General features: G+C 73.2%; 21 protein-coding genes and 1 pseudogene. 8 read left to right on the top strand and 14 right to left on the bottom strand.

Features of this window, described 5'->3' with window-relative positions:
* Positions 1–29: 29 nt before the first annotated feature.
* The 4 genes from O7623_RS00635 to O7623_RS00650 are packed head-to-tail and all read right to left on the bottom strand — an operon-like array spanning position 30 to position 5,652.
* Positions 30–914 (bottom strand): universal stress protein, encoded by an 885-nt coding sequence (locus O7623_RS00635; RefSeq protein WP_282226611.1) that lies wholly within the window; start codon positions 912–914, stop codon positions 30–32.
* Positions 915–925: 11 nt separating this feature from the next.
* Positions 926–1,972 carry a nitroreductase gene (locus O7623_RS00640; RefSeq protein WP_282226612.1) on the bottom strand — a complete coding sequence of 349 codons (1,047 nt, stop codon included), beginning with the start codon at positions 1,970–1,972 and terminating at the stop codon, positions 926–928.
* A gap of 16 nt (positions 1,973–1,988) precedes the next feature.
* Positions 1,989–4,640 carry a cation-transporting P-type ATPase gene (locus O7623_RS00645; protein WP_282226613.1) on the bottom strand — a complete coding sequence of 884 codons (2,652 nt, stop codon included), beginning with the start codon at positions 4,638–4,640 and terminating at the stop codon, positions 1,989–1,991.
* Entirely contained in the window at positions 4,630–5,652 is a 1,023-nt protein-coding gene (locus O7623_RS00650) for a nitroreductase family protein (protein WP_282226614.1), read from the bottom strand. Before O7623_RS00650 ends, O7623_RS00645 begins: the two co-directional genes overlap by 11 nt.
* Before the next feature lie 216 nt (positions 5,653–5,868).
* Here O7623_RS00650 and O7623_RS00655 point away from each other — a divergent pair, with 216 nt between their 5' ends.
* The gene (locus tag O7623_RS00655) at positions 5,869–6,357 is read left to right on the top strand and encodes a cyclic nucleotide-binding domain-containing protein (RefSeq protein WP_282226615.1); all 489 of its coding nucleotides are present in this window, start codon (positions 5,869–5,871) and stop codon (positions 6,355–6,357) included.
* 197 nt (positions 6,358–6,554) lie between these two features.
* Entirely contained in the window at positions 6,555–7,880 is a 1,326-nt protein-coding gene (locus tag O7623_RS00660; RefSeq protein ID WP_282226616.1) for an FAD-dependent oxidoreductase, read from the top strand.
* Between the two features lie 4 nt (positions 7,881–7,884).
* On the opposite strand, the gene pflA is transcribed toward O7623_RS00660, so the two are convergent.
* The 9 genes and pseudogenes from pflA to O7623_RS00705 form a co-directional block, all read right to left on the bottom strand.
* On the bottom strand, positions 7,885–8,619 hold the full coding sequence (gene pflA / locus O7623_RS00665; RefSeq protein WP_282226617.1) for a pyruvate formate-lyase-activating protein: 735 nt from the start codon (positions 8,617–8,619) through the stop codon (positions 7,885–7,887).
* A gap of 1 nt (position 8,620) precedes the next feature.
* A complete protein-coding gene (gene pflB, locus O7623_RS00670; RefSeq protein WP_282226618.1) occupies positions 8,621–10,900 on the bottom strand; it encodes a formate C-acetyltransferase in 2,280 nt (759 codons plus the stop codon).
* A gap of 26 nt (positions 10,901–10,926) precedes the next feature.
* A complete protein-coding gene (locus O7623_RS00675; protein ID WP_282226619.1) occupies positions 10,927–11,448 on the bottom strand; it encodes a universal stress protein in 522 nt (173 codons plus the stop codon).
* Positions 11,449–11,460: 12 nt separating this feature from the next.
* The gene (locus O7623_RS00680) at positions 11,461–12,336 is read right to left on the bottom strand and encodes a universal stress protein (RefSeq protein ID WP_282226620.1); all 876 of its coding nucleotides are present in this window, start codon (positions 12,334–12,336) and stop codon (positions 11,461–11,463) included.
* A gap of 15 nt (positions 12,337–12,351) precedes the next feature.
* Positions 12,352–12,801: a universal stress protein gene (locus O7623_RS00685; protein WP_282226621.1), complete on the bottom strand. Its 450-nt coding sequence runs from the start codon at positions 12,799–12,801 to the stop codon at positions 12,352–12,354.
* Positions 12,802–13,088: 287 nt separating this feature from the next.
* Positions 13,089–13,394, bottom strand: a pseudogene (locus tag O7623_RS00690) (helix-turn-helix domain-containing protein); the annotation flags it as partial.
* A 74-nt stretch (positions 13,395–13,468) separates the two neighbouring features.
* Positions 13,469–13,900: a hypothetical protein gene (locus tag O7623_RS00695; protein WP_282226622.1), complete on the bottom strand. Its 432-nt coding sequence runs from the start codon at positions 13,898–13,900 to the stop codon at positions 13,469–13,471.
* A 64-nt stretch (positions 13,901–13,964) separates the two neighbouring features.
* The gene (ppdK, locus tag O7623_RS00700) at positions 13,965–16,658 is read right to left on the bottom strand and encodes a pyruvate, phosphate dikinase (RefSeq protein WP_282226623.1); all 2,694 of its coding nucleotides are present in this window, start codon (positions 16,656–16,658) and stop codon (positions 13,965–13,967) included.
* A 124-nt stretch (positions 16,659–16,782) separates the two neighbouring features.
* Positions 16,783–17,643, bottom strand: coding sequence for a universal stress protein (locus O7623_RS00705; protein WP_282226624.1), 861 nt, complete (start codon positions 17,641–17,643; stop codon positions 16,783–16,785).
* 145 nt (positions 17,644–17,788) lie between these two features.
* Here O7623_RS00705 and O7623_RS00710 point away from each other — a divergent pair, with 145 nt between their 5' ends.
* The 5 genes from O7623_RS00710 (at position 17,789) to O7623_RS00730 (ending at position 20,592) form a co-directional block, all read left to right on the top strand.
* Positions 17,789–18,454: an HAD family phosphatase gene (locus tag O7623_RS00710; protein WP_282229679.1), complete on the top strand. Its 666-nt coding sequence runs from the start codon at positions 17,789–17,791 to the stop codon at positions 18,452–18,454.
* Between the two features lie 69 nt (positions 18,455–18,523).
* On the top strand, positions 18,524–19,030 hold the full coding sequence (locus O7623_RS00715; protein ID WP_282226625.1) for a hypothetical protein: 507 nt from the start codon (positions 18,524–18,526) through the stop codon (positions 19,028–19,030).
* 97 nt (positions 19,031–19,127) lie between these two features.
* Entirely contained in the window at positions 19,128–19,364 is a 237-nt protein-coding gene (locus tag O7623_RS00720; protein WP_282226626.1) for a helix-turn-helix domain-containing protein, read from the top strand.
* 129 nt (positions 19,365–19,493) lie between these two features.
* Positions 19,494–19,652 (top strand): Clp protease N-terminal domain-containing protein, encoded by a 159-nt coding sequence (locus O7623_RS00725; protein ID WP_282226627.1) that lies wholly within the window; start codon positions 19,494–19,496, stop codon positions 19,650–19,652.
* Positions 19,653–19,764: 112 nt separating this feature from the next.
* Positions 19,765–20,592, top strand: a complete 828-nt coding sequence (locus O7623_RS00730; RefSeq protein WP_282226628.1) for an SAM-dependent methyltransferase — start codon at positions 19,765–19,767, stop codon at positions 20,590–20,592.
* A 38-nt stretch (positions 20,593–20,630) separates the two neighbouring features.
* Here O7623_RS00730 and O7623_RS00735 read toward each other — a convergent pair whose 3' ends face one another.
* The gene (locus O7623_RS00735) at positions 20,631–20,753 is read right to left on the bottom strand and encodes a hypothetical protein (protein WP_282226629.1); all 123 of its coding nucleotides are present in this window, start codon (positions 20,751–20,753) and stop codon (positions 20,631–20,633) included.
* A 221-nt stretch (positions 20,754–20,974) separates the two neighbouring features.
* On the opposite strand from O7623_RS00735, the gene O7623_RS00740 reads away from it, so the two are divergent.
* Positions 20,975–22,504, top strand: coding sequence for an alpha-N-arabinofuranosidase (locus O7623_RS00740; protein WP_282226630.1), 1,530 nt, complete (start codon positions 20,975–20,977; stop codon positions 22,502–22,504).
* Positions 22,505–22,595: the final 91 nt, after the last annotated feature.

The following is a 22,595-nucleotide window of genomic DNA, read 5'->3' on the forward strand; positions in this document are numbered from 1 at the left end:
ACGATGCTAGCCGGCGCCTACCGCCCCGGTCAGTCCTTGTCCTTGGCGACCCGGACGATCGCCAGCGGGCAGTCGCTGCGGTACAGCAGCGCGTTGCTGACCGAGCCGAGCAGCAGACCGGTGAAGCCGCCCCGGCCACGCGCGCCGACGACCAGCAGCTGCCCCCGGGACGACTCCTCGACCAGCACCTTGGTGGCCCGGCCCTCGACGGACAACTGTCGTACGGTCAGCCCGGGGTGCCGCTGGCGCAGCCCGGCGACCGATTCGGCGAGCACCGCCTCCTCCTCGGCGCGCAGCGCCGCCGCGTCGTAGACCAGCGGCTGCATGTCGCCGGGGCCGATCGACGGCGGATGGGTCCAGGTGTGCACCGCGAGCAGTTCGGCACCGCGCAGGCTGGCAGCTTCGGCGGCGAACTCGACGGCCCGTTCGGACAGTTCCGAGCCGTCGACGCCGACGATCACCGGCCCGTCCGGCTCGCCGCTGCCCCGGGCGACCAGGACCGGGCACTCGGCGTGGGTGGCCACCTGGGAGGCGACGGAGCCGATCAGCGCGCCGGAGATCGGCCCGAAGCCCTGGTCGCCGAGGACGACCAGGGCGGCCGAGCGCGATTCGGCCAGCAGCACCGGGGCGGCCGATCCGTCGATCACCTGGGCGGTGACGGGGACCTGCGGCGCGGTGGCGGCGGCGGCCGCCGCGGCCTCGTCGACGATCTCCTTGGTGTACCGGCGGATCTCGTCCTCCGGCGGCACCGCCGGGGCCAGGCCCATCGGCGCCTGCATGACCGGCCAGGCGAAGGCGTGCACGATCCGCAGCGGCCGGTGCCGCAGCGCGGCCTCGCGGGCGGCGAACCGGGTCGCCCGCACCGCGGACTCGGAGCCGTCCACCCCGACGAGTACGGGTGCCTGGGTGTCCATGGTTGTCCTCCTCAAGGTGCGGTGTCGTGGACCTCGCTGGTGTCGACGACCTGCGCGGTCGGCATCCGGGGGGTGTGCGGCGGACCGGCGTGGTCCGCGCTGGCGATGCCCAGCCGCAGGACCAGGTACGGGTAGCCGAGCTCGGCCAGGATTCCGCGCAGGGTCTGCCGGGTGGCGGTGACCTCGACCGCGCCGCTCAACGGCACCACCGACACGCCCAGCTCGGTCGCGGTCAGCCAGGCCGCCGACAGCGCCTCCCCGGCGGCCAGCCAGCCGGCGGGGGAGTCCTCGTCGCCGAAGAGCAGCGCGTAGACGGCGGCCCGGTCGTGGCCGGGGCCGACCGGCAGGGTGCCGACCCGGCCGAAGTCGCGTCCGGGGACGGTGGTCTGCGCCTGACTGGCCGGTAGGACCTGCTCCGGCAGCCCGGTGCCGGCCGGGGTGGCCAGCCCGGTCCAGTAGTCGAGCTCGCCACGGATCTGCGGATCCTCGGACTCCAGCTCTTCGGCACGGCTGGCCGCCGCGGCCAACTGCAGCACCTGGTCGGAGGAGAGGATCTGCATCCGTACGGCGGTGCCGGCGGCGGCGGTGATCGCGGTGACCGACGCCACCGGCAGCGGCTCGTCGCTGACCGGCCGCCGGTCGGTGTGCCGGGTCTGCATCGCCTGGACCATCCGCATCACGTCGGGCTGCACCGCGATGCGCTGGGTCGGCCGCAGCACCGCCAGCAGGTCCTGGTCGTCGCCGGCGGGCAACCGGTCCACCTGTGCGGTCCATCCCTGGGCGGCCACTGCGATGCGGGCGTGGTGCAGCGCCGCACCGCAGCTGAGCACCAGCAGCCGGCCCTCCGGGTCGGTCGCCGACAGTTGACGGCTGCGGTCGGCGTACAGCTCGAGCCGGTCCGGCCGGACCCGCCAGCGCCACGGCTGGGTGTTGTGCACCGACGGCGCGTAACCCGCAGCGGCGGCGGCCTGCGCCAGTACGGCGGCGATCGGCCGGTCGGCCCCAGCCTCACCGGCCTCCGTGGTGGTCGGGATTCCGGCGCTGGTCGCCTCGTCCATCTGCTGCCCTTTCTGGTCAGGTCTGCTCCACGGCCGGTCGGTCGGCGGCCGGGTGCGGGGAATCCGGACCCGAACTACCTCCGTTCCCGCTCCGGGACAGATGTAACACCAGCGCGGGCAGCGCCGCGAGTGCGGTGCAGCCGGCCAGCTCGACCAGGGTGAGCGACTCGGTGCCCAGCAGCGCCTGCAGCGGGCCGAGATACACCCCGGCGAGTTGCAGCACCGCAGCGGCGGCAACCGCGACCGGCAGGGCGGGATTGGCCCGGCGTCCGCCCGGACCGGTGGCGGACCGGCGGGCCCGCACGGCGAGGGCGACACCGAGCTGCGCCAGGCCGAGGGTGACGAAGATCATCGTCTGCCAGGGGCGGCCCGAGTGGTAGGCGACGACCCCGACGGCCAGGGTGACGGCGGTGATCGCCGCCCCGATCGCGGCGATCCCGGCGAGCAGCCCGGCACCGAGCACCGACTCGGTGGGCGGACGCGGCGGCCGGCGCAGCACGTCCGGCTCGGCCGGTTCGGCGCCCAACGCCACGCCGGGAACTCCGTGGGTGAGCAGATTGATCCAGAGGATCTGCGCCGGCAGCAGCGGCAGCGCCAGCCCGAACAGCGGCCCGAGCAGCATCACCGCCAGTTCGGCCGCACCGCCGGCCAGGGCGTAGCGCAGGAACCGGCGGATGTTGTCGTAGATGCGCCGTCCCTCGCCGACCGCGGTCGCCACCGTGGCGAGGTTGTCGTCGACCAGTACCAGGTCGGCGGCCTGCCGGGCGACGTCGGTGCCGGTGCCCATCGCCACGCCGATGTCGGCGCGCCGCAGCGCCGGCCCGTCGTTGACGCCGTCGCCGGTCATCGCCACCACGTGCCCCTGGGCCTGCAGCGCGGCGACGACGGTCAGTTTCTGCTCCGGCTGGATGCGGGCGAACACCCGGGCGTCGGCCGGGCCGTCCGGGTCGGTGGCGACCGGGTCACCCGGCGAGTGGATACCCAGCTGGCCGCCGATGGCGGCGGCGGTTCCCGGATGGTCGCCGGTGACCAGCAGCAGCCGTACCCCGGCGGCGGCGAAGGTCCGCGCCACGGCCGGGGCGTCCGCCCGGATCGGGTCTCCGACGCCGAGCAGCCCCAACGGCCGCAGCCCGGCGGGGTGGGCCGGGTCCGGCGGGGTCGCCGCGACGGCGGCGGCGACCGCCAACGTCCGCAGCCCCTGTTCGGCGAGGGCATGCGCGTGCCCCAGCAGCCCGCCGAGGGCGTCCGGGTCGGCGGTGGTGACCTCGGGGGTCAGCACCGTCTCCGGGGCACCCTTGCAGACGGTCAGGTACCGCCCGTCGCAGGTGCGGTGCACCGTGGTCATCCGCCGATGTGCCTGGTCGAACGGGTGCTCGGCGACGCGTGGCCAGGCCCGGCGTACGTCGTCGGCGGTCAGTCCGGCCCGGCCGGCGAAGGCGACCAGCGCCGCCTCCAGCGGATCCCCGACCGCCCGCCAGTCGGGGGTGTCGTCGTCGGGTGCCCGCAGCTCCGCGTCGTTGCACAGCAGCACGGCGCGGGCCAGCTGCCGTAGGTCGTCCGGCGCGACGCCGACCGGTTCGGCGGTGTCGGCATCGGTGCCGGCATCGGTGCCGACACCGTCGTGGTGGCGGCTGATCCGACCGTACGGCTGGTAGCCGACCCCGGTGACCGCGTACCCGCCGACCGGGGTGACCACCTGCTGCACCGCCATCCGGCCCTCCGTGACGGTGCCGGTCTTGTCGGCGGCGACGACCGTCACCGACCCGAGGGTCTCGACGGCGTGCAGCCGGCGCGGCACCGCGCGGACCTTGGTCATCCGGTGCGCGCCGAGCGCCAGGGCCAGGGTCAGCACGGCCGGCAGCGACTCGGGCACCGCCGCGACGACCAGGCTGACGGCGGTGACCGCCAAATCGGCGACGGGCTGACCGCCACCGAGTCCGATCAGGAACACCAGACCGGACAGGAGAATGGCGGTCGCCCCGAGCACCCGGCCCAGCCGGGTCAGCCGCAGCTGCAGCGGGGTCGGCCCGGGCCGGGTGTCGCGCATCAGAGCCGCCATCCGGCCGAGGGCACTCTCCGCGCCGGTGCGGGTCACCACCCCGGTGGCCCGCCCGGCCACCACGACGGTGCCGGCGTGGGCCGGCTCTGCGTCGCCCAGGCGGACCGGCACCGACTCGCCGGTCAGCATGGACTCGTCGCACTGCAACCGGTAGGCGTCGGTCAGGGTCAGATCGGCCGGGACGATGTCGCCGGCGGTGATCCGCACCAGGTCCCCGGGGACCAGTTCCGCCGCCGGCACCACCTGGTCGACGCCGTCGCGGCGGACCCGGGCCACCGGTGCCGCCAGCCGGTCCAGGGCGGCGATCGCCCGGTCCGCCCGTACCTCCTGCACCACGCCGATGGCGGTGTTCACCACCACCACGAGCAGGATCACGGCGGTGTCGGGGTAGTCCGCCAGCGCGGTGGTCACCACCCCGGCGGCGAGCAGGAGCGCGACCAGCGGATCGGTCAGCTGACGGGCCACCCGGCGGGCCAGCCCGACGCGGGCCGGACCGCCGACGACCACGTTCGGCCCGTACGCGGCACTCCGGCGGGCGACCTCGGCGGCGTCGAGCCCGGCGGGGTCGACGTCACCGGGGTCGACGGCCGGACGGGTGTCAACCGACACTGGTCGCCCCCGCGACGCCGACCGGCCAGCTCGATGCGGAGTCGAGCAGCTCGGCCAGCGGTCGGCGCGGCACCGGCGGGCTCAACGGGCCGTAGCCGATGCGGATGATCGCCTGCGCGCGCCGCCCGTCGGCGCCGCCATCGAGCAGGTCCCGCAGCTCGGGGTACTCCAGTGGCTGGGTCATCAGGGTCGTCGACAGTCCGCGTACCGTCGCGGTCAGCAGCACCCGCTGCAGCGCCTGCCCGGCCCGCAACCAGTCACGGGGGCCGTCGGCGGTGGTGTACAGCACGGCCAGCACCGGGGAGTCCTCGAAGGCGGCGACCCGCCGGCGCCGGGCCGGCCAGACCAGGCCGAAGTCGCGCACCGGCACGGTGCGGGGGACCGGCCACGGTCCGAATGCCTGCGGCGGTACGCCGTCGAGCCGACCTGGCCGCTCCCGGGTCCACCGCTCCAGCTCCACCCAGTACGCCGGATCGGCGCGTCGCCGGTCCTCGGCGGTGCCGATCAGAGCCACCACCGAAGGGCCGGCCAGCGGGTCGACCACGGCCAACCGGCCGTGCTCGGTGCGGGCGGCGGCGACGAGCTCGTCGAGCACCTCGGGCGGCACCGGCAGGTCGGTGAAGGGCCGCCGGTTGGTGCGCCGGTGGGCGACGGCGCGGGCCAGCAGCCGGACCGTCTCGTCGGCATCGACCGGCGCGCCGACGGCGATCCGGGCCAGCAGGTCCGGCTGTCCCGGTTCGGGCAGCAGCCGCAGCACCGGGGTCCGCCCGTGGGCGAGCATCGCCACCCGCAGGTTGAACACGGCGGCACCGACGCTGATCGTCAGCTCCCGCCCGTCCGGGTCGATCAGGTCGACCTGGCGTTGCCGGTCGGCCAGGACGTCGACGCCGTCGGGGTGCGGCCGGAACCGCCACGGCTGGCTGTTGTGCACCGACGGCGCGGCGCCGGCCGCTTCCAGACAGGCCGCCATCAGCGGGCCCGGTCGGCCGTTCCAGCCCCATCCGGTGTTCATCGCCACCCACCACCCTTTCTGCGCGAACCGCCTCACCCGCCTTTACTGTCGTCCAGATCGCCGCGGCCGGGCAGGGGCGTTGCGCCGCAAGCCGGCAGGCACTGCGTCCCGCCCGGGCGGGACCTCCGACCCTGTCGCCGACGGTGTGTCGTCGGCTGCCATGGAGGTCCGTGGTAGCTGCCACGGGGGTGCCTGCGAGGCGGAGGTTGGAGCCCGATGATCCGGACCATCGATCTGCTCGACGACCATCCGTTCCTGGCCGGGCTGCCCCGGCCCTGGCTGGAACGGCTGTCTTACCAGGCCCGCCCGGGGGTGCGTCACCCCGGTCAGCGGATCTTCCAGCAGGGCCGGGCGGCGGACCGGTTCTGGTTGCTGCGCTCCGGTGAGGTCACGCTGGATTTCCCGGTGCCGGGCCGGGGCGACATCGCCATCGAGACGATCACGGCCGGCAGCGTGCTGGGCTGGTCCTGGCTGTTCGCGCCGTACCGGTGGGAGTTCGGCGCGGTCGCGGTGGCGCGGACGTTGACCATCGAGTTCGACGCGGCCGGTACCCGCCGGCTGATCGCCGAGGACGACGCGCTCGGTCGGGAGCTGACCACTCGGTTCATGCGAGTGGTGGTCGACCGGTTGCACGCGGCCCGGACCCGGTTGATCGAGCTGTACCAGCCGGCACCGCCGTCGGTCGGTGAAGTGACCGGTGGGTAATCGGACCCGGTGTGCGAACGCTCCCGGCACCCCCCTCGTTGGAAGCGTGTCTGCCAAGCCGGAGCTCAGGGCGCGGTTCAGCATGATGCATTGTCTCGACAGGCATCGATTCAGCTGATGGGGTGACGGCCGGGCTCCCGGACCTCCCCGCTGCGCGCCGTGCCTCGGCTGGCCGCCACGTCGTCGAGGGGAGACAGATGAGCAACGAGTACGCCACCCGGCACCTGCCCGTGGTCGTGATCGGCGCCGGCCCGGTAGGTCTGGCCGCCGCCGCCCATCTCGCCGGGCACCGGGTCCCGTCGGTGGTGCTGGAAGCGGGCGACACCGCCGGTGCCGCGATCCGCAACTGGCAGCACGTACGGCTGTTCAGCCGTTGGCGGGACAACATCGACCCGGTTGCCGGCCGGCTGCTCGACACCGCCGGCTGGCCGGCGCCCGATCCGCTGCGGTACCCGACCGGGGCCGAGCTGATCGACGACTACCTGCTGCCACTGGCCGACCTGCCTGTCCTGGCCGACCGGATCCGCTACGGCGCCCGGGTGACCGGCATCGCCCGGCTGGGGATCGACCGGCTGGCGGGCGCCGACCGGCTGCCCGGCACCGACCGGGCCGACACCCCGTTCGTCGTGCGCCTCGACGACGGAACCGAACAGCTCGCCCGGGCCGTGATCGACGCCTCTGGGACCTGGCACACCCCGAACCACCTCGGCGGCGAGGGCCTGCCCGCCCTCGGCGAGTCGGCCGCCGCCGCGTACCTGGACTTCGCCCTGCCCGACGTGCTCGGCACCGACCGGCCGGCGCACGCGGGTCGACACACGGTCGTGGTCGGAGCCGGCCACTCCGCCGCCAACACCCTGCTCGACCTGATCGACCTCGCCGGTGCCGCGCCCGGCACCCGGATCACCTGGGCGGTCCGGCGGGTCGACGCCGACCCGGTGTTCGCCGCCGACGACGCCGACGCTTTGCCGGCCCGGGGCGCGATCGGTACCGGGCTGCGCCGACTCGTCGACACCGGGCGGGTCACCCTGGCCGCCGGCTTCGTCACCCACCGGGTGGAGCGGTGCACGGCGGCCGGACCGGTCCGGCTGGTCAGCCGCGACGGCCGGTCGATCGTCGCCGACCGGGTGGTGGTCGCCACCGGGTTCCGCGCCGACCACCGCCTCGCCGCCGAGCTGCGTCTGGACCTCGACCCGGTGCTCGGCACCAGTCGGGGGCTGGCCGCCCTGCTCGACCCCGACCGCCCCCGGGGCGGGCCGGCACCGGCGCACGGGGTGGCCGAACTGCGCCATCCCGAGCGCGGCTACTTCGTCGTCGGCGTCAAGAGCTACGGCCGGTCGACGGGGTTCCTGATGGCCACCGGATACCGCCAGGTGCGACAGGTCACCGCCGCGCTGGCCAGCGGACCCGCTGGCGACCGTCGCGGCACCAGCCATCCGTTGCGCTGGCCGCCGGTGTGGCCGCGCCGTACGGCGGCCACCACCGGTCGCGCCGGCCGGTCCGTAGCCGACCTCAGTAGACGGTGATACCTCAGTAGACGGTGAGGCCACGGTCGCGGAACTGTCGCCGTACCCGCTGCAGGAGCGCGTCGTCCGGCGGCGGGGTGTCGGCCAGCGGAAAGTCCAGGCCGAGCTCGGTGTACTTGTGGGCTCCGAGCCGGTGGAACGGCAGCACCTCGACCCGCTGGACGCTTGCCAGGCTGGCCGCCACCTCGGCCACTCCGGCCACGTTCTCCTCCGCGTCGGTCAACCCGGGCACCAGCACGAACCGGATCCAGATCGGGGTGCCCCGGTCGGCGAGCCGGCGGGCGAACCGCAGCGTCGGGTCCACCCGGCCGGTCCGGGTCACCCGCCGATAGGTCTGCGGGTCGGACGACTTGATGTCCAGCAGCACCAGGTCGGTGACGTCGAGCAGCGCGTCGTCGGCCCGGGCCCCGAGGAACCCGGAAGTGTCCAGAGCGGTGTGCAGCCCGGCGTCGTGACACCGGCGCAGCACCGCGCGGACGAAGTCCGGCTGCATCAGCGGCTCACCGCCGCTGAGCGTCACCCCGCCGCCAGCGACCGAGATGAATCGCTGGTAGCGCAGGACCTGCGTGACCAGCGCGTCGTCGGTGGTCGGGGTGCCGCTGCGGCGAAACCAGGTGTCCGGGCTGTGGCAGAACTGGCAGCGCAGTGGACAGCCGGCGAGGAAGGCGACGAACCGGGTACCGGGGCCGTCCACCCCGATCGACACGTCGTAGGAGTGGACCGCCCCGGTGGTGGTCATGTCACAGCTCGCCGTGGAAGGTCCGGGAGATGACGTCGCGCTGCTGCTCGGTGGTGAGCCGGACGAAGTTCACCGCGTACCCGGAGACCCGGATGGTCAGCTGTGGATACCGTTGCGGATGCGCCATCGCGTCCTCCAGGGTCGCCCGGTCGAGCACGTTGACGTTGAGGTGGAAGCCGCCGCCGTCGGTGTAGCCGTCCAGCACGCCGACCAGGTTCGCCACCCGCTCCGCCGGGGTGCGGCCCAACCCGGCCGGGGTCACTGTGGTCGTCAACGAGATGCCGTCGCGGGCGCAGTCGTAGGGCAGCTTCGCCACCGACATCGCCGCCGCCACCAGTCCGTGCCGGTCCCGGCCGTTCATCGGGTTGGCTCCCGGGGCGAACGGTTCCCCGGCCCGGCGCCCGTCCGGGGTGTGCCCGGTGTGCTTGCCGTAGACCACGTTCGAGGTGATGGTCAGCACCGACAGGCTGTGTTCGGCGTCGCGGTACGCGCGCTGCCGGCGCAGCTTCGCCATGAACGTCTCGACCAGCCAGACCGCGATCTCGTCGACCCGGTCGTCGTTGTTGCCGAAGCACGGGAACTCGCCGTCGACGACGTAGTCCACTGCCAGCCCGGTCGGGTCGCGCAGCACCTTGACCCGGGCGTGACGGATCGCCGACAGGCTGTCGGCGGCGACCGACAGTCCGGCGATCCCGCAGGCCAGGAAGCGGTGCACCGGGTAGTCGTGCAGCGCCATCTCCAACCGCTCGTACGCGTACTTGTCGTGCATGTGGTGGATGACGTTGAGCGCGGTGACGTAGGTCGCGGCCAGCCAGTCCAGTGTCCGGTCGAACGCCGCGACGACCTCGTCGTAGTCGAGGTACTCGCCGCCGACCGGCGGGGTCTTCGGCGCGACCTGCTCGCCGGTGACCTCGTCGCGACCGCCGTTGATGGCGTACAGCAGGGCCTTGGCCAGGTTGGCGCGGGCGCCGAAGAACTGCATGTCCCGCCCGACCCGCATCGCCGACACGCAGCAGGCGATCGCGGTGTCGTCGTCGTACCAGGAGCGCAGCGTGTCGTCGTTCTCGTACTGGATGGCGCTGGTGTCCAGCGACACCTGGGCGCAGAACTGTTTGAACCCGTCGGGCAGCGACGGCGACCAGAGCACGGTCAGGTTCGGTTCCGGGGCCGGCCCGAGGTTGTACAGGGTCTGCAGGTAACGGAACGTGGTGCGGGTGACCAGGGTGCGTCCGTCGGCGCCGGTGCCGCCCAGCGACTCGGTCACCCAGGTAGGGTCACCGGAGAAGAGCTGGTCGTACTCCGGGGTGCGCAGGAACCGGATGATCCGCAGCTTGATCACGAAGTCGTCGATCAGCTCCTGGGCGCCCAGCTCGGTCAGTTGGCCGGAGTCGATGTCGCGCTGCAGGTAGACGTCGAGGAAGGTGGCGGTCCGGCCGAGCGACATCGCCGCCCCGTTCTGCTCCTTGCAGGCGGCCAGGTACGCGAAGTACAGCCACTGGACGGCCTCCCGGGCATCGGCGGCGGGCCGGGCGACGTCGTAGCCGTAGGCGGCGGCCATCTCGGCCAGTTCGCCCAACGCCCGGATCTGCTCGGCCAGCTCCTCCCGGTCGCGGATCACCTCGTCGGTCGAGGGCACCAGGTCCAGCGCGGCGCGGTGGGCGCGGCGTTCGGCGACGAGCCGGTCCACTCCGTACAGCGCGACCCGCCGGTAGTCCCCGATGATCCGACCGCGCCCGTAGGCGTCGGGCAGCCCGGTGATGATGTGCGACCGGCGGGCCTGCAGCACGTCGGCGGGGTAGGCGTCGAAGACGGCGTCGTTGTGGGTCTTGCGGTACGCGGTGAAGACCCGGTGCACCTGCGGGTCGGCGTCGTAGCCGTACGCGGCCAGGGCGTTCTCTACCATCCGCAGACCGCCGTGCGGCATGATCGCCCGACGCAGCGGTGCGTCGGTCTGCAACCCGACGATCAGTTCCCGCTCCTTGTCGATGTAGCCGGGGGCGTGCGCGGTGATGGTGGACGGGGTCGCGGCGTCGACGTCGTAGATGCCCCGGTCGCGTTCCTCGACGAACATCTGGCTCAGCCGGTCCCAGATCGCCCGGGTCCGGTCGGTCGGGCCGGCGAGGAAGCCGGCGTCACCGGTGTACGGGGTGTAGTTGGCCTGGACGAAGGCGGCCACGTCGACCGTGTCCCGCCAGCGGTGGCCCGCGAAGCCGCGCCACGGGTCGCGGGCTCGCGGGTCGTGGATCTGTTCGGTGCCGTCGCGGAGCTGTTCGGCGAACATGTCAAGCCTCCATCATGGATGATCGCTCAGGCGGCCGCGCCCAGCGCGGTCGGTCGGGTCGGGGCGGTCGGTCGGGTCGGGAAGACCGGCCGGGCGGTGGTGGTCCGTGCCACGTCGGGGGTGCGGACCACCACGAGCTGTGCCGCGCTGCCCCGGACGGCGCGGGTGCCGTCGAGCCGACGGCGAAGGGCACCGGTCAACCGTCCCGGTGTGCCCGGGTTGCCGCCGACGACGAGCAGGTCGGCACCGGCGGCGGCATGTGCCAGGGCGGCGTCCGGTTCGGCGTAGATGATCTCCCGGACCACCAGCGGTGCGGTGTCGAGTCCGGCCAGTGCCGTGGCGACCGCGTCGCGCTGCATCCGGTGCAACCGGACCTGACCGGCCGGCAGGGTGCCGTCGGCCCTGGCCACCGCCCGGTCCACGTCCGGCCACGCGGTGACCACCAGTACGGTCGCGCCGCACCGTCCGGCCCGGCGTACCGCCCAGGCCAGTGCGGCCCGGGCGGCCGGGGACCGGTCCAGCCCGACGGTGATCCGGCGCGGGTCCATGGCGGCGCCGCCTCAGTGCGATCCCGCCAGGACAGCGGTCTCGCGGACCACCGCCACCGGACTGTGCGAGTGGTGCAGCAGTTGCTGGGACACCGAGCCGAGGAGCAGCCCGGTGAAGCCGCCCCGGCCCCGGGAACCGACGACCACGAGGCTGGCGGTGCGGGTGGCGTCGACCAGGACCCGCCCCGGGCTGTCGCCGACCGCCTCGACGGTGATCGCGAGCTCGGGGTGCTTGTCCCGCCACGGGGCCACCTCGTCGTCGAGCAGGGCACGCTCGGCGGCGACGATCTCCCGTGGGTCGAACGCCGGCGGCTGCCAGCGGGGCACCGGCGGGCTCCAGGCCCGCAGCACCCGTAGCCCGAGGCCCTGACCGGTCGCCTGGTCGACAGCGAAGCGCAGCGCGTGCAGGGACGCCTCGGATCCGTCCACCCCGACCACGACCGGGCCGTCCGGGTGGGGCTTCCCGCGTACGACCACGACGGGGCAGTGCGCGTGGGCGGAAACCGCCACGCTGGTCGATCCGAGCAGCAGGTCGGCGAAGCCGCCGTGCCCCCGGTTGCCGACGACCAGCAGGGCCGCGTCGCGGGACTTCTCGCGGAGCCGGATCGCGGCGGGTCCGTCGAGGACGACGGTGGAGACCTCGGCTCCCGGGTGGGCCTCGACGGCTTCGGCGGCCGCCACCTGCAGCATCGTCTCGGCGTCGCGGCGCGATGCCGCGTCCGGCCAGACCTCGGGAGCGGAGATGATCGGGGCTGTGCCGGGCGGCCATTCGAACGCGTACCCGAGCACGACCGGGGTCGCGGTCCGGACTCCCTCGGCGATGGCCCAGGCGAGAGCGGCATCGGCGCTGGCCGAGCCGTCGTAGCCGACCAGTATCGGGCGGTTCATCCTGATCGCCTCCCGTCAGCTGCTGGTGCCGGTCGCCGACGCGGTCAACACCGGCACGGGGATGACCACGACCGGGCAGGTGGCCTTGCGGACGCATTCCTCGCTGACCGAGCCGAGCACCGTGTGCTGCAGCCGGCTGTGGCCGTGGCTGCCCAGCACCAGCAGGTCGGCGGAGCGGGCCGCGAGGGTCAGCACCTCGGCGGCGCGGCCCTCGTGGACCTCGCCGACGACCGGCACCGCCGCGCCGTGGCGCGCGGCCAACGCGGCGAGTTCGCTGTCGAGCAGATCGTTGGCGCGCTGACGCTCCTCGATCGGGCTGACGGCGGTGCCGCCGTCCCAGCGCCAGGCGATGACGGCGCGCAACGCGCCGCCCCGGTTGGTTGCTTCCTTGGCTGCCCAGTCCAGTGCCCGGCGGCCTCCCTCGGAGCCGTCGACGCCGACGACGATCAGGTGACTGGCGCTCATCGTTCTCACTCCTTCAATCGCACCTGCCTACAGTCCACACCGGGTGCCGGGTGGGGGGCAGGTGCGAAAGGCCCGCCGTTGCGGGACTGGGGTCCCCCCGGCCGCTCGACATCGACCGGCCGTTGTGCCGGTGTGGCCGCCCGGTGGGCAGTGGTCGGGTGCGGCGATGGCACCGGGTCTGCGGCGGTGGGTGCCGGGTCCCCGGCCGGCCGATCGGTGGCCGGCGATCCGGTGGCCGGCCGATCGGCGGCCGGGTCCCCGGCTGTCGGCGATCCGGCGGATCCGGCGGTCGGTGATCCGGCGGTGAACAGGGCGAGCAGTTCACCGACCAGGTGGTCGCGTTCGGCCGGGTGCCGGAACGGCACCTGCGGATTCACCGTGTACTCGTTGCGTCGCCCCACCCGGTGCCGGGTCAGATAGCCGGCGGCCTCCAGATCGGTCACGATCGTGTGCGCGGCGCGTTCGGTGATCCCGACCCGGGCCGCCACGTCCCGCAGCCGGGCCTGCGGGTCGCGGGCGATGGCGAGCAGGACGTGGCCGTGGTTGCTGAGCAGGGTCCAGGCCGGAAGGCGCCACGTGTCGGGGGTTGTCACAGCGTAATCATATGAGTACCAATACGTGAACATCGTCCACATCGACGATGCTGCCCGACGGCCCCGCCATCGGCCTACCCGGACAGCCGCCGCGCCCGTAGCATCCGCGCCCACCAGGGACGATGCCCGTCCGCCACGACCCGGGGCCCGGCACCGGGCAGTCCTTTGAGGCTCACCCAGCCGCCCGGACCCATCGTGATGCTACGCACCGTCGGCGGGCGGCGGCGGCTGGCGGCCACCGCCGCCACACCCGCGCTCACCGCGGTGAGCACCGTGGCGGCGAGCACCGTGGCGGCGATCCGGTCGGCGGCCACCACCGGCCGGTAGCGGACCCGGCCGGCGGTCACCACGAACACGCCGAGCGGCCGCCCGCCCCGGCTCACCGGGATCACCGTCGTCGGGTCCGCGCCGCCGGTGCCGAGCACCGGGCCGAACGGACCGTACGGCGCGCCGTCGCCACCGGTGTCCGGGCCGGTACGGGGCGGCTCGACCACAGCTGTGCTCATTTTGCTGCTCTCCTCGGGTGGTGCCCGCCGGGGCCGCGGGTACGCGGCCCCGGCGGACGGGGTGTCACCGGGTGTCGGAGCGGTGGGCCAGGCGCACCGCCGCACGTCCGGCCTCCAGCCGGGCCAGCGGCACCCGGTACGGCGAGCACGAGACGTAGTCGAATCCGGCGTCGTGGAAGAACCGCACCGAGTCCGGGTCGCCGCCGTGTTCACCACAGACCCCGATCTCCAGGTCCGGCCGGGTGGCCCGGGCGTCGGCGACGGCGATTCCGATCAACCGGCCGATGCCGGCGGTGTCGATCGACTCGAAGGGCGACACCGGGAAGATGCCGAGTTCCAGGTAGCGCCCGAAGAACGCCCCTTCGACATCGTCGCGGGAGAAGCCCCAGCCGAGCTGGGTCAGATCGTTGGTGCCGAACGAGAAGAAGTCCGCCACCTCGGCGATCGCGCTGGCGGTCAACGCCGCGCGGGGGACTTCGATCATGGTGCCGATCGGGATCGGCACCAGCGTGTCGAAGTCGGCGAGCAGCGCCTCGGCCTGCTCGCGTACCGCCTCCAGCTCCTGGACCGCACCGACCAGCGGCACCATGATCTGCGGGCGGGGGTCGCCGCCGAGGCGCAACCGCGCCACGGTGGCCTCGGCGATCGCCTGCACCTGCATGGCGAACAGCCCTGGCACCATCAGTCCGAGTCGGACGCCGCGCAGGCCGAGCATCGGGTTGGCCTCGTGCATCCGCCGGACCGCCGTGAGCAGCCGCCCGTCGTGCCCCGGGTCCTCGCCGCGTGCCTCGGCGCGGGCCACCCGGGCGGTCAACTCGTCCAGGGCGGGCAGGAACTCGTGCAGCGGCGGGTCGAGCAGCCGGATGGTGACCGGTTGGCCGTCCGCCTCGGCCAGCAGCGCCTCGAAGTCCTGCCGTTGCAGCGGGCGCAGCGCGGCCAGCGCCGCCTCGCGTTCGGCGTCGGTCTCGGCGAGGATCAGCCGCTCGACCAGTTCCCGACGGTCGCCGAGGAACATGTGCTCGGTACGGCACAGGCCGATCCCGGCGGCACCGAACGCCCGGGCCCGGCGGGCGTCGGCGGCGGTGTCCGCGTTGGCGCGCACCCCGAGCCGGCGGACCACGTCGGCGTGCCCCAGCAGCCGGTGCACCGCCGCCACCAGCGGATCCGCCTCGGGGGTCAGCTCACCTTCGATGTAGCGCACCACCGGTGACGGGTGCACCGGGACGGCCCCGGCGTAGACCGCACCGGTGGCACCGTCGATCGAGATCAGATCGCCGGTACGCAGTACCGTCGGCGCCGCCCCGGCCGGGTCGGCGATGGTGATCTCCCCGGCGGTCGCGTCGACGGTCAGCGCCTCCGCGCCGCAGACGCAGGTGCGGCCCATGCCCCGGGCGACCACGGCGGCGTGCGAGGTCTTGCCGCCCCGACTGGTCAGGATGCCGGCGGCGGCGATCATCCCGGGCAGGTCGTCCGGGTTGGTCTCCCGGCGTACCAGGATGACCTGCTCGCCCCGTCCGGCGGCGGCGACCGCCGCGTCGGAGTCGAACACCACCCGGCCGACGGCCGCACCCGGAGCGGCCGGTACGCCCACCGCGAGCGGCGCGGGCGCGGCGGCGGCGTCGAACCGGGGGAACATCAGCTGCCCGAGCTGGGCACCGCTGACCCGGTCCAGCGCCTCATCGAGGTCGATGACCCCCTCGTCGACCAGTTGCGCGGCGATCACGAAGGCGGCCTCGGCGGTCCGTTTGCCGACCCGGGTCTGCAGCATCCACAGCGTGCCCCGTTCGATGGTGAACTCGACGTCGCACAGGTCGCGGTAGTGGTGCTCGAGGGTGTCCATGATCGTCATGAGCCGGTGGAAACTGCGCGGGTCGATCTGCTCCAGCTCTTGCAACGGGACCGTGTTGCGCACCCCGGACACCACGTCCTCGCCCTGGGCGTTGGCCAGGTAGTCGCCGTACACGCCACGCGCGCCGGTCGCCGGGTCACGGGTGAAGGCCACCCCGGTGCCGGAATCCGGGCCCCGGTTGCCGAAGACCATCGCCATCACGTTGACCGCGGTGCCGAGGTCGGCGGGGATCCGTTCCTGACGGCGGTAGAGCACCGCGCGCGGCGAGTTCCACGAGTCGAAGACCGCCCGGATCGCCAGGTCGAGCTGTTCGTGCGGCGACTGCGGGAAGTCGCGACCGGTGTGCTGGTGGAAGACCTTCTGGTACGCCTCGACGAGGCTGCGCAGCTCGGCGGCGCCCAACTGCGGATCGGCGGTGACTCCGGCGGTGCGTTTGACGGTCTCCAGCTCGGCGGCGAACAGTTCGTCGGGTACGCCGAACACGGTGCGGCCGAACATCTGCACGAGCCGGCGGTAGGAGTCCCAGGCGAAGCGTTCGTCGCCGCTCTGGGCGGCCAGTCCGTGCACGGTGGCGTCGGTGAGCCCGATGTCCAGGACGGTCTCCATCATGCCGGGCATGGAGTACCGGGCGCCGGAGCGCACGGCGAGCAGCAGCGGATCGTGCCGGTCGCCGAGCCGTTTGCCCAGCCGTGCCTCGATCGCCCGCAGGTGCCGGTTGACCTCGTCGAACATTCCGGCGGGCGGTGCGCCGGCGGCGAGGTGGGCGCGGCAGGCGACGGTGGTGATGGTGAACCCGGGGGGCACCGGCAGCCCGAGCCGGGTCATCTCCGCGAGGTTCGCGCCCTTGCCGCCGAGCAGATCGGTCAGTTCCCGGTTGCCTTCGATGAAGTCGTAGACGAATTTCGGCATGGCGCCCGCCTCCTCATGCGGTCGGCGAATCCTTCTCCTTCCGTGGTAGCAGCGCCGTCGACGGCCGGGACAGGGCCGGACGGGCTGGTAGACGGGGCCAAGGTCCTGCCGGTCGCGGCCGGTGTCAGTCGCCGGCCGGCGGCGGTGGGGCGCATTCCCGCACGATCGCCGTGTCGCAGCGGGCATGGTGCAGCACCGCCTGGCTGACCGCGCCGAGCGGCACCCGCAGCGGATGGTCGCCACGGGCCCCGACGACGACGAGACCGGCCTGTCCGGACCGCTCGACGAGGACCCGGGCCGGCGGGCCGTCGACCACCTGCTGGCGCACGGGTACGTCCGGGTGCTTCTCCCGCCAGGGTGCCAGCGCCGTGGCGAGTTCGTCGGCGGTGCCGGCCGAGGTGTCCGCCCAGCCGGGTTCGCTCTCGCCGGCCCGGACCACGATCAGGTCGGTGCCGCGCTGCGCGGCGGCGTCGAACGCGAAGCCGAGCGCGCGTTCCGAGCCCGCCGAGCCGTCCACCCCGACCAGGACCGGCGCGGTGGCCGTCGCTGTCTGTGGCTGTGCCCGGGCGACCAGCACCGAACAGTCCGCCCGGGCGGCGATCTGCACGGCCAGCGCGTCCAGCGGCAGGCAGGTCCAGCGGGCCAGGTCACCGTCACCGATCACCACCAGCGACGCCATCCGCGACTCCCGCAGCAGGGCGGTGGCCGGGGCGTTCTCGGAGATCTCGGTCAGTACGTCGATCCCGGCGGCGACGTCGGTGGCGACACCGGCGGCCCGTTCGACGAGCGCGTGGGCGTCGGTTTCGGGTTGCTCGTCGCTGTCGGACAGGTCGTCGGGGATCCAGCCGAGTGCGTACAGCAGCCGCAGCGGGCGGTGCTGGCCGGCCGCCTCCCGGGCGGCCAGCCGGACCGCCGCCCAACTGGAAGGGGAGTCGTGCACCCCGACCACGATGCGGTCGTGGCCCGGCGCGGTCTGCCGCTGCATCGGTGCTCCTTTCGCCGGTGGTGCCCGGTCGGTCCGGTGCTGGTGGCGCGCCCGGCCGGTGGTCGATGAGGGAGCCTGCCTGCGAGGGTAGCCCTGGGTGACCCTGCTGGGGGGCGATTCCGGTGGACCGGGCAGGATGGCGGCCATGATCTGCGCGGTCGTGTTCGACATGGATGGCGTGCTCGTCGACACCGAGCCGGTCTGGGAGGAGGTCCGTCGTGCCTACGTGGCGCGCGCCGGCGGCCGGTGGCTGCCCGAGGCCCAGAGCCGGCTGATGGGGATGAGCACCCCGGAGTGGTCCGGCTACCTCGACGCGGATCTCGGCGTCGGGCGGGGTGCCGGGCTGGTCGCCGACGAGGTGATCGACGAGATGGCCGCGCGGTACCGGGCGGAGCTGCCGTTGATCTCCGGCGCGGTGGCGGCGATCCACCGGCTGGGCTCCCGGTTTCCGCTCGCCCTGGCCAGCTCGTCGCCGCGTCGACTGATCGACCAGGTGCTCGCCAGCGCCGGGGTCACCGACGCGTTCCAGGCCACCGTGTCGACCGAGGAGTGCGCCGCCGGCAAGCCCGATCCCGAGGTGTACCTGGTGGCGGCGCGGCGGCTCGGGGTGGACCCGGCCGCCTGCTGCGCGGTGGAGGATTCCAGCAACGGACTACGGTCGGCGACCGCAGCCGGGATGGCGGTGGTGGCGGTGCCGCACCGGAAGTACCCGCCGGCACCGGATGCGCTGGCCGGGGCGTCGCTCGTCGTCGACCGGCTCGACGAGTTGACGGTCGACCGGGTACTCGCCCTCGGCGACGAAGTGCGTTAGATTTAACAGCATCGATATGTCGTGGCATCGTCGATAGGCTGTCGTCCCGACTTCCGCCGAGGATCTCCCATGCGCGTGCTGTCGTTCCTGCACCGGTCCGTCGCTGTCGTCGCCCTGGTCGTCGTCGGCCTCGCGGCCGCACCGGCCCCCGCCTCCGCCGATCCCACCCAGGCCCAGCCCTTCGCCGTCGACTCCGGCGACCGGTGCCGGTACGGCCAGGCGGAGGGCGTGTTGGCCTGGCGGTTCTCCCGGCCGCCGGTGTATCCCCAGGTCGACGTCAAGGGCACCCTGGTCGACCATCCGTTGCCGAGCCCGATCGTCGACCAGCGGTGCGGCGACGACGGGTACTACAGCTACCTGCGGCTGACCGCGTACAACGGTCGGACCGTGCTTGACGAACAGGCCGTACGGGTGGACAACGGCACGGTCCGCTTCGGTCTCACGCTCGGTGAGGCGACCGGCGTGAGTCACATCGACCGGGTGACGGTGCAGGTCTGTCGAGTGGCCCTCCTGCTGCCGGAGCGATTCTACTGTGGCCCGGTCGCCGACCACTTCCCGTACCCCGTCACGCGCTGACGTCTCCTGACCTGTCGTCGGAGGGACGACTGGGTGGCCTGTCGGCCGGGCGTCAACCTGAGTTGACGAATCCGTGCTGTCAATCTAGGTTGACATCATGAGTCAGGCAACCGAGCTCGCCGCCGCAGCCGGCAGTTCCGACCCCCGGGTCGGGTTGCGGGCTGTCCATGCGCTGCGCCGGCTGTTGGAGACCCTGGAGGTGATCCAGGTCGACAACGCGCGCCGACACGGCTGGTCATGGCAGGAGATCGCCGACGTCCTGGAGGTCAGTCGGCAGGGCGTCCACAAGAAGCACGCCGGCCGAGTGGTGGCCGGCCCATCCAGAAAGGCGTGATGTTCGAACGGTTCACCGACCGCACCCGCACCCCGGTCCGCGCCGCCCCGTCGGTCCTGGTGGCGTCGTCAGCCGGGTGGCGCCTTCAATCGGCGGGCACGCAAGATCATTGAGCTGTCGTCGCGCGAGGTGCTGCGGCTCAAGCATCGGCACATCGGCACCGAGCACATTCTGTTGGCCATTGCCCGCAGTGGCCCCAGCGGCGCCAAAGAAGCCATTGTAGCCGCCGGTGTCGATCCGGCTACATTGGATCAGTTCGTGCTGAACGCGCTGCGGCCGGCGGCCTGACGACCGCACCGGCCGGGCCGTCGGCGATGGTCGGCATCCTCTAGACTCCACTGCGGCAGCGCTCCCAGCCGGTCGCGTTCCGACCGACCGACCCCCCTCGGAGGATCCCGTCGTGAGCATTGAGGAACGAGCCCCGGTCGGGGTGGACACGACCCGACCGAGCGTCGCCCGTGTGTACGACTACATGCTCGGCGGCAAGGACAACTTCGCGGTCGACCGCCAAGCCGGGCAGATGGCGCTGCAGATCACCCCGGACGGCCCGCTGGCGGCCCGGGCCAACCGGGGCTTCCTGCGTCGGGCCGTACGCCATCTGGTCGCCGAGGCCGGCATCCGGCAGTTCCTCGACATCGGGTCGGGGCTGCCGACCCAGGGCAACGTGCACGAAATCGCCCACGAGATCGACCCGCAGACCCGCGTGGTCTACGTGGACAGCGACCCGATGGTGCTGGCGCACGGTCGGGCGCTGCTCGCCAGCTCCCCGATGACCACGGTGATCCAGGCCGACGTCCGGCATCCGGAGCAGATCCTGGACAACCCCGAGGTCCGGTCGATGATCGACTTCACGCAGCCGGTCGGGGTACTGCTCCTGGGGATCCTGCACCACCTCGCCGACGACGAGGACCCCGGTGCGGTGGCTGCGGTCTACCGTGCCGCCGTCCCGTCCGGCAGCTACCTGGCCATCTCGCACTTCCACGATCCTGGCGACGCCCATCCGGACGCCTCGAAGAAGGCGTTGATGGTGGAGAAGATCTTCAACCAGACGATGGGCACCGGCCGGTGGCGTCGCCACGACGAGATCGTCGGGTACTTCGGTGACTTCGAGCTGCTGGAGCCAGGCGTCACCGCGCTGCCGGACTGGCGGCCGGCACCGGACGACGAGCCGTCGGAGCAGACCGACACCTACTACACCTTCGTCGGTGGGCTCGCCCGCAAACCTTGACCCGGTCCCGGCCGGCACCCGCTGCGGTGCGGGGCCGGTCAGCGCAGCGCCACGTTCAGCACGATCGTGGCGACGACCGACAGCAGCAGCGACACCAGCAGCATCAACAGACAACCGATGCCGCCGCCGAGCGGCCGCACCTCGGTGTTTCCGATCCTCATTCGGTTCGGCTACCCGGCGACCGGGCAGGTCAACCCTGATCATCGCGCCGGTCTGCGGCATCTGCGCGCCGGTGTACCGGCGCGCAGACGCCGTGGGCCGACCCATGTTAGCGTCCGACAACGGGCCGACCGGGCGTGCGCAAGCGTCGATGCGCGAACGCCGTCACCGGCCCGCTGGCGTGGCGCGGCCCTCCCGCGTCGGCAGGCGGAAGGGTGTGCTGATGGCTGACCGACCGGTGACGGTGCACATCGATCCGGCGTTCCGGATCGCTCCGGTGAGCCGGCGGACGTTCGGCTCCTTCGTCGAGCACATGGGCCGCTGCGTCTACGGCGGTCTCTACGAGCCCGACCACCCCAGCGCGGACCCGGTCGGGCTGCGCCGGGACGTGCTCGACCTGGTTCGGGAGCAGGGGGTGACCGTGGTCCGCTACCCGGGCGGCAACTTCGTCTCCGGCTACCACTGGGAGGACGGGGTCGGGCCGCGCGATCAGCGCCCGACCCGGCTCGACCCGGCCTGGCACAGCGTGGAGACCAACGCGTTCGGCCTCGACGAGTTCATGACCTGGGCGCAGGCGGCGGGTGTCGAACCGATGCTCGCGGTCAACCTCGGCACCCGCGGCCCCCGCGAGGCGCTGGACCTGCTGGAGTACGCCAACCATCCGGGCGGCACCCGACTGTCGGACCTGCGCCGGGCACATGGGCGTGACAGGCCCTACGGCATCCGGATGTGGTGTCTGGGCAACGAGATGGACGGGCCGTGGCAGCTCGGCCATCAGACCGCGCACGAGTACGGCCGGCGCGCCGCCGAGACGGCCCGGGCGATGCGCATGATCGACCCGACGCTGGAGCTGATCGCCTGCGGCAGCTCCGGGCCGGACATGCCGACCTTCGCCGCCTGGGAGGCCACGGTCCTGGAACACACCTACGATCAGGTCGACTTCGTCTCGGCGCACCTCTACCACGAGGAGCGCGACGGTGACCTGGCCAGTTTCCTGGCCTCGTCGGTCGGCATGGACCAGTTCATCGACGACATCGTGGCGACCTGCGACCACGTCCGGGCGCGGACCCGCAGCAGCAAGCGGATCAACATCTCGTTCGACGAGTGGAACGTCTGGTACATGCGCGACTTCCTCGCCACCGGGGTGCCGACCGAATGGGTGCAGGCGCCGCCGCTGAGCGAGGACGACTACACCGTCGCCGACGCGGTGGTGGTCGGATCGTCGCTGATCACGCTCCTGCGACACAGCGACCGGGTGACGGTCGCCTGTCAGGCGCAGCTGGTCAACACGATCGCCGCGATCCGGGCCGAGCCCGGCGGCCCGGCCTGGCGGCAGACGATCTTCTACCCGTTCGCGCTGACCGCCCGGTACGCCCGGGGCACCGTACTGCGGGTGGAGTGCACGTCGGCGCCGACCACCGACACCGCCCGGTACGGTGACGTTCCGCTGCTGGATGTCGTCGCCACCTACGACGACGACGCCGGCGAACTGGTCGTCTTCGCGGTGCACCGGGGTCAGCGGGAGCCGGTGACGGTCGACGTGGACCTGCGCGCCTTCCCCGGTTACCGGCTCGCCGAGCAGGTGGTGCTGCACGACCCGGATCTGTACGCCCGCAACACCTCGGTGGAGCCGGACCGGGTACGGCCGCAGGCGGTGTCCGGTGCCGCTGTCGACCAGGGTCGGCTGGCCCTGGCCCTGCCGCCGGTGTCCTGGACGATGCTGCGCTTGACGATGGTCGATGCCACCGCGTAGGTTCTCCTTAACCGGTTAAGAGAGCGAGCCGGTGCCCCTCTCTGTGGTGGGGAGGATGCCCGTGACGCCGCGCGCGAGCACCCGCCGGCCG

The organism is Solwaraspora sp. WMMD791 (assembly GCF_029581195.1).
Lineage (GTDB): Bacteria > Actinomycetota > Actinomycetes > Mycobacteriales > Micromonosporaceae > Micromonospora_E.

What these genes read in the sequence shown, in the direction of transcription:
- O7623_RS00635 (WP_282226611.1), bottom strand. Translation starts at nt 914, where the DNA reads ATGGACACCCAGGCACCCGTACTCGTCGGGGTGGACGGCTCCGAGTCC.
- O7623_RS00640 (WP_282226612.1), bottom strand. Translation starts at nt 1,972, where the DNA reads ATGGACGAGGCGACCAGCGCCGGAATCCCGACCACCACGGAGGCCGGT.
- O7623_RS00650 (WP_282226614.1), bottom strand. Translation starts at nt 5,652, where the DNA reads ATGAACACCGGATGGGGCTGGAACGGCCGACCGGGCCCGCTGATGGCG.
- O7623_RS00655 (WP_282226615.1), top strand. Translation starts at nt 5,869, where the DNA reads ATGATCCGGACCATCGATCTGCTCGACGACCATCCGTTCCTGGCCGGG.
- O7623_RS00660 (WP_282226616.1), top strand. Translation starts at nt 6,555, where the DNA reads ATGAGCAACGAGTACGCCACCCGGCACCTGCCCGTGGTCGTGATCGGC.
- pflA (WP_282226617.1), bottom strand. Translation starts at nt 8,619, where the DNA reads ATGACCACCACCGGGGCGGTCCACTCCTACGACGTGTCGATCGGGGTG.
- pflB (WP_282226618.1), bottom strand. Translation starts at nt 10,900, where the DNA reads ATGTTCGCCGAACAGCTCCGCGACGGCACCGAACAGATCCACGACCCG.
- O7623_RS00675 (WP_282226619.1), bottom strand. Translation starts at nt 11,448, where the DNA reads ATGGACCCGCGCCGGATCACCGTCGGGCTGGACCGGTCCCCGGCCGCC.
- O7623_RS00680 (WP_282226620.1), bottom strand. Translation starts at nt 12,336, where the DNA reads ATGAACCGCCCGATACTGGTCGGCTACGACGGCTCGGCCAGCGCCGAT.
- O7623_RS00685 (WP_282226621.1), bottom strand. Translation starts at nt 12,801, where the DNA reads ATGAGCGCCAGTCACCTGATCGTCGTCGGCGTCGACGGCTCCGAGGGA.
- O7623_RS00695 (WP_282226622.1), bottom strand. Translation starts at nt 13,900, where the DNA reads ATGAGCACAGCTGTGGTCGAGCCGCCCCGTACCGGCCCGGACACCGGT.
- ppdK (WP_282226623.1), bottom strand. Translation starts at nt 16,658, where the DNA reads ATGCCGAAATTCGTCTACGACTTCATCGAAGGCAACCGGGAACTGACC.
- O7623_RS00705 (WP_282226624.1), bottom strand. Translation starts at nt 17,643, where the DNA reads ATGCAGCGGCAGACCGCGCCGGGCCACGACCGCATCGTGGTCGGGGTG.
- O7623_RS00710 (WP_282229679.1), top strand. Translation starts at nt 17,789, where the DNA reads ATGATCTGCGCGGTCGTGTTCGACATGGATGGCGTGCTCGTCGACACC.
- O7623_RS00715 (WP_282226625.1), top strand. Translation starts at nt 18,524, where the DNA reads ATGCGCGTGCTGTCGTTCCTGCACCGGTCCGTCGCTGTCGTCGCCCTG.
- O7623_RS00720 (WP_282226626.1), top strand. Translation starts at nt 19,128, where the DNA reads ATGAGTCAGGCAACCGAGCTCGCCGCCGCAGCCGGCAGTTCCGACCCC.
- O7623_RS00735 (WP_282226629.1), bottom strand. Translation starts at nt 20,753, where the DNA reads ATGAGGATCGGAAACACCGAGGTGCGGCCGCTCGGCGGCGGCATCGGT.
- O7623_RS00740 (WP_282226630.1), top strand. Translation starts at nt 20,975, where the DNA reads ATGGCTGACCGACCGGTGACGGTGCACATCGATCCGGCGTTCCGGATC.